Origin of the sequence: Jiella marina, assembly GCF_024359545.1 — a bacterium.
GTDB lineage: Bacteria > Pseudomonadota > Alphaproteobacteria > Rhizobiales > Rhizobiaceae > Jiella.
In genome coordinates, this window is sequence record NZ_JAKQZG010000028.1 from 1 (window position 1) to 5915 (window position 5915).

A 5915-nucleotide genomic window follows, 5' to 3' on the forward strand; every position below is an offset into this window, starting at 1 on the left:
CGATGATCATTGACGAATGAGAACGATCAAGCCGATCGAGCGATTAGTACCGGTAAGCTTCACATGTTGCCACGCTTCCACACCCGGCCTATCGACGTGGTGGTCTACCACGGCTCTGATAGGGAGCACTCGTTTTCAGGTGGGTTTCCCGCTTAGATGCCTTCAGCGGTTATCCCGACCGTACATAGCTACCCTGCACTGCGGCTGGCGCCACAACAGGTCCACCAGAGGTACGTCCAACCCGGTCCTCTCGTACTAGGGTCAGATCCTGTCAATACTCCTACACCCACGGCAGATAGGGACCGAACTGTCTCACGACGTTCTGAACCCAGCTCACGTACCGCTTTAATTGGCGAACAGCCAAACCCTTGGGACCTGCTCCAGCCCCAGGATGCGATGAGCCGACATCGAGGTGCCAAACAACCCCGTCGATATGGACTCTTGGGGGTCATCAGCCTGTTATCCCCGGCGTACCTTTTATCCGTTGAGCGATGGCCCTTCCACGCGGGACCACCGGATCACTATGACCGACTTTCGTCTCTGCTCGACTTGTCTGTCTCGCAGTCAGGCGGGCTTATGCCATTGCACTCGACGACCGATTTCCGACCGGTCTGAGCCCACCATCGCGCGCCTCCGTTACTCTTTAGGAGGCGACCGCCCCAGTCAAACTACCCACCATACACTGTCCCGGACCCGGATGACGGGCCGCGGTTAGACATCCATGACGATAAGGGTGGTATTTCAAGGATGGCTCCACGAAGGCTGGCGCCCTCGCTTCAAAGCCTACCACCTATCCTACACATGCCGACACGAATGCCAGTGTAAAGCTATAGTAAAGGTGCACGGGGTCTTTCCGTCTGACCGCAGGAACCCCGCATCTTCACGGGGAATTCAATTTCACTGAGTCTCTGCTGGAGACAGCGGGGAAGTCGTTACGCCATTCGTGCAGGTCGGAACTTACCCGACAAGGAATTTCGCTACCTTAGGACCGTTATAGTTACGGCCGCCGTTTACTGGGGCTTCGATTCAAAGCTTGCACCTCTCCTCTTAACCTTCCAGCACCGGGCAGGCGTCAGACCCTATACGTCGTCTTGCGACTTCGCAGAGCCCTGTGTTTTTGATAAACAGTCGCTACCCCCTGGTCTGTGCCACCCCTCCACACTTGCGTATGAAGAGGTCACGCTTCTTCCGAAGTTACGCGTGCAATTTGCCGAGTTCCTTCAGCAGAGTTCTCTCAAGCGCCTTGGTATTCTCTACCAGTCCACCTGTGTCGGTTTCGGGTACGGTCTGTACGGTGGAGCTATTTCCCGGGACCGCTTCGCCGCATGATCAATCCGATAAGACCATACGACACACGCAATCCGTCACTACCACCAGGCCCACGAATATTAACGTGGTTCCCATCGACTACGCCTTTCGGCCTCGCCTTAGGGGCCGGCTAACCCTGCTCAGATTAACTTTAAGCAGGAACCCTTGGACTTTCGGCGAGGGAGTCTCTCACTCCCTTTATCGTTACTCATGTCAGCATTCGCACTTCCAATACCTCCAGCAGCCCTCACGGGTCCGCCTTCACAGGCCTATGGAACGCTCCGCTACCACTCATCAAAGATGAGTCCACAGCTTCGGTGTATGGCTTGAGCCCCGGTACATTTTCGGCGCAAAGTCTCTTGATTAGACCAGTGAGCTGTTACGCTTTCTTTAAATGATGGCTGCTTCTAAGCCAACATCCTGGTTGTTTTGGAAACTTCACATCCTTTCCCACTTAGCCACAACTTGGGGACCTTAGCTGGTGGTCAGGGTTGTTGCCCTCTCCACGACGGACGTTAGCACCCGCCGTGTGTCTGCCGGATAGTACTTCCAGGTATTCGGAGTTTGGTTAGGATCAGTAAGGCGGTGAGCCCCCATAGCCCATCCAGTGCTCTACCCCCTGGAGTATTCATCCGACGCTCTACCTAAATAGATTTCGCGGAGAACCAGCTATTTCCGAGTTTGATTGGCCTTTCACCCCTAGCCACAAGTCATCCCAATCTATTGCAACAGATGCGGGTTCGGCCCTTCAGTGCGTGTTACCGCACCTTCAGCCTGCTCATGGCTAGATCACTCGGTTTCGGGTCTAATCCGACGAACTGAACGCCCTGTTCAGACTCGCTTTCGCTACGCCTCCACCTATCGGCTTAAGCTCGCTCGCCAGACTAAGTCGCTGACCCATTATACAAAAGGTACGCGGTCACCCTCACGGGCTTCCACTGTTTGTAGGCATTCGGTTTCAGGTTCTCTTTCACTCCCCTTGTCGGGGTGCTTTTCACCTTTCCCTCACGGTACTGGTTCGCTATCGGTCATGCACGAGTACTTAGGCTTGGAGCGTGGTCGCCCCATGTTCAGACAGGATTTCACGTGTCCCGCCCTACTCAAGGACCTCAAAGAGCATTGCGCCTACGGGGCTGTCACCCAATCTCGCCATGCTTTCCAGCATGTTCGGCTTCTCTCATCTGAGGCCACTGGCCTGGTCCGCGTTCGCTCGCCACTACTAGCGGAGTCTCGGTTGATGTCCTTTCCTTCGGGTACTTAGATGTTTCAGTTCCCCGAGTTCGCTTCTAACACTCTATGGATTCAAGGTTAGATACCTTCGTTGACTACCGTTAACTCTAGCTGCTCACGCCAGATTGCTGTCGCAATCGGCTCCGCGAGGGCGGGCCATCAGGCCCGACGGCCGTTCGGCCTGTGGCTGCCGCACGCCCTTCAAAGGGCGGTCAACAATCACCGGCGCAACCGGCTCAGCAGTTAGAATTTAACGGTAGTCGAAGGTGGGTTTCCCCATTCGGAAATTCACGGATCAAAGCTTATTCGCAGCTCCCCATGACTTATCGCAGCGTATCACGTCCTTCATCGCCTGTGCATGCCAAGGCATCCACCAAATGCCCTTAAGACACTTGATCGTTCTCATCGTCAATGATCATCGGACCCGCACGGCGAACCGTACGAACCCAAGAGAGAGACCATTGCGATCAGATCATTCTTGGTTCGGCACCGCAAACATCCGGCGGGTGTGCAACCCGGTCGAACGTCCTGCAGCGGTGCCATTCTGCCAGTCGGGTGGCTAAACCCAACTGGCGAAAGACCAGCTTCTCTGAGACGAACCCCGACGATGTGCGGTCAGGCAACATCGATCAATGGCAAAAGGTCGTTATGACCTGGACAAGGGCGATGAACCCTCTTCCAGAACCTCTCGCCGACAGAACCGCGCGTGCCGCCTTGGCGGCGCCCCCGAGTAAGGGGCAGACCCTTGCGGGTCTTTGGCGACGATCCTTCGAGATCCGTCTTCCTCTTCACGATGGTAGGAGAACAGGCCGCAGAGCCCCGATGGGCCATGCGGCAAACTTTTTGTTTCCCGTCTTTTGGATGATGATGGTGGAGCCTATCGGGATCGAACCGATGACCCTCTGCTTGCAAAGCAGATGCTCTCCCAGCTGAGCTAAGGCCCCGATAACTTACACTTAACTGCCGACAGTTCAGAACGAACCACCCGTAGACCGACCGGTCGTCGGCGATCGCTCGCCGCCCCGTCCGGAAGCCAGCAGGCAAAGCCTGCGCTCGGCCGTGAGGACACGACAAACAACCATTCGACCGCAACCCATTCGCCAACTCGCACAAACCGTGCATGTCGAATGGTGGGCCCGGGTAGATTCGAACTACCGACCTCACCCTTATCAGGGGTGCGCTCTAACCAACTGAGCTACGGGCCCAAGCCTTTTCGCTCACGCCAGATCGCTTTCGCGATCGGCTGCGCGGGCGCACCGCAAAAGCGGTGACGGCCGTTCGGCCTGCAAATGCCAATCGCCCATGAAGGCAATATGACATCCTGCACAATTGGCTCGGCAGATATTCATCATCCAGACGAGAAAGAGAAACGAAGGCGGCGGGGCTTTGCCCTTCACGCCGTAGGCCGTTCCGAAGAGCGGCTTCGTGAGCGCTTCGTATTTCAGCGGCACCGACTGACTATCGGCACCTTTGTTCTAAAACAATCCGATACGGGAAGTCCGGTGGACCAGATCCGAGGATCTGATGGACCGAACGCCGTGAAGGATCGTCCTTAGAAAGGAGGTGATCCAGCCGCAGGTTCCCCTACGGCTACCTTGTTACGACTTCACCCCAGTCGCTGACCCTACCGTGGTTGGCTGCCTCCTTGCGGTTAGCGCACCACCTTCGGGTAGAACCAACTCCCATGGTGTGACGGGCGGTGTGTACAAGGCCCGGGAACGTATTCACCGTGGCATGCTGATCCACGATTACTAGCGATTCCAACTTCATGCACCCGAGTTGCAGAGTGCAATCCGAACTGAGACGGCTTTTTGGGATTAGCTCACCATCGCTGGTTGGCTGCCCACTGTCACCGCCATTGTAGCACGTGTGTAGCCCAGCCCGTAAGGGCCATGAGGACTTGACGTCATCCCCACCTTCCTCTCGGCTTATCACCGGCAGTCCCCTTAGAGTGCCCAACTGAATGCTGGCAACTAAGGGCGAGGGTTGCGCTCGTTGCGGGACTTAACCCAACATCTCACGACACGAGCTGACGACAGCCATGCAGCACCTGTGTCCACGCCCAAAGGGAGGAACCCGTCTCCGGGAACCGTCGTGGCATGTCAAGAGCTGGTAAGGTTCTGCGCGTTGCTTCGAATTAAACCACATGCTCCACCGCTTGTGCGGGCCCCCGTCAATTCCTTTGAGTTTTAATCTTGCGACCGTACTCCCCAGGCGGGAAGCTTAATGCGTTAACTGCGCCACCGAAGGATAAATCCTCCAACGGCTAGCTTCCATCGTTTACGGCGTGGACTACCAGGGTATCTAATCCTGTTTGCTCCCCACGCTTTCGCACCTCAGCGTCAGTTGTGGTCCAGTAAGCCGCCTTCGCCACTGGTGTTCCTGCGAATATCTACGAATTTCACCTCTACACTCGCAATTCCACTTACCTCTACCACACTCGAGACATCCAGTATCAGAGGCAGTTCCGGGGTTGAGCCCCGGGATTTCACCCCTGACTTAAATGTCCGCCTACGTGCGCTTTACGCCCAGTAATTCCGAACAACGCTAGCCCCCTTCGTATTACCGCGGCTGCTGGCACGAAGTTAGCCGGGGCTTCTTCTGTGGGTACCGTCATTATCGTCCCCACTGAAAGAGCTTTACAACCCTAGGGCCTTCATCACTCACGCGGCATGGCTGGATCAGGCTTGCGCCCATTGTCCAATATTCCCCACTGCTGCCTCCCGTAGGAGTTTGGGCCGTGTCTCAGTCCCAATGTGGCTGATCATCCTCTTAGACCAGCTATGGATCGTCGCCTTGGTAGGCCTTTACCCCACCAACTAGCTAATCCAACGCGGGCTCATCCTTCCCCGATAAATCTTTCCCCCGGAGGGCGTATGCGGTATTAATTCCAGTTTCCCGGAGCTATTCCGCAGGAAAGGGTAGATTCCCACGCGTTACTCACCCGTCTGCCACTGTATCGTTCGACTTGCATGTGTTAAGCCTGCCGCCAGCGTTCGTTCTGAGCCAGGATCAAACTCTCAGGTTTGATAAAGAGTTGTCCCAGCTGTCACTGTCTCAAAGCATCGACGAGAGTACTTCAGCATCCAAGCCCACGAAACCAGCCGAAACCGGAACCGCAAAAGGCCGATCCGCAATCCTGCGAAACAGCCGGCCAGAACGCCATGCCTCATCCTCACGCCAAAACAACCCTTACAGGCCATCTCGGCAAACAAAGAACGAGACCTCTCATCTCAAAAGAGAAACATAAGTGACAACCAGGTCGTCTCTTACAAACTTACCCAAACCGGAAAGGATACCGGCCAGGCAAGCCCGCAAAACCCGCGCCGCCCACGCTTCTCTTTCTCGTCTCCATACCAACTATGTCAAAGAACACG

The 5915-nt window shown here is 55.8% G+C and carries 2 tRNA genes and 2 rRNA genes; all 4 read right to left on the reverse strand.

Annotated elements, in window-relative coordinates:
* Nucleotides 1–22: 22 nt before the first annotated feature.
* A 23S ribosomal RNA gene (locus MF134_RS23630) occupies nt 23–2936 on the reverse strand.
* Between the two features lie 470 nt (nt 2937–3406).
* Nucleotides 3407–3482, reverse strand: a tRNA-Ala gene (locus tag MF134_RS23635).
* A gap of 184 nt (nt 3483–3666) precedes the next feature.
* Nucleotides 3667–3743 (reverse strand) — tRNA-Ile (locus tag MF134_RS23640).
* Nucleotides 3744–4094: 351 nt separating this feature from the next.
* A 16S ribosomal RNA gene (locus MF134_RS23645) occupies nt 4095–5566 on the reverse strand.
* Together the 16S and 23S rRNA genes with 2 tRNA genes alongside form the textbook arrangement of a ribosomal RNA operon.
* Nucleotides 5567–5915: the final 349 nt, after the last annotated feature.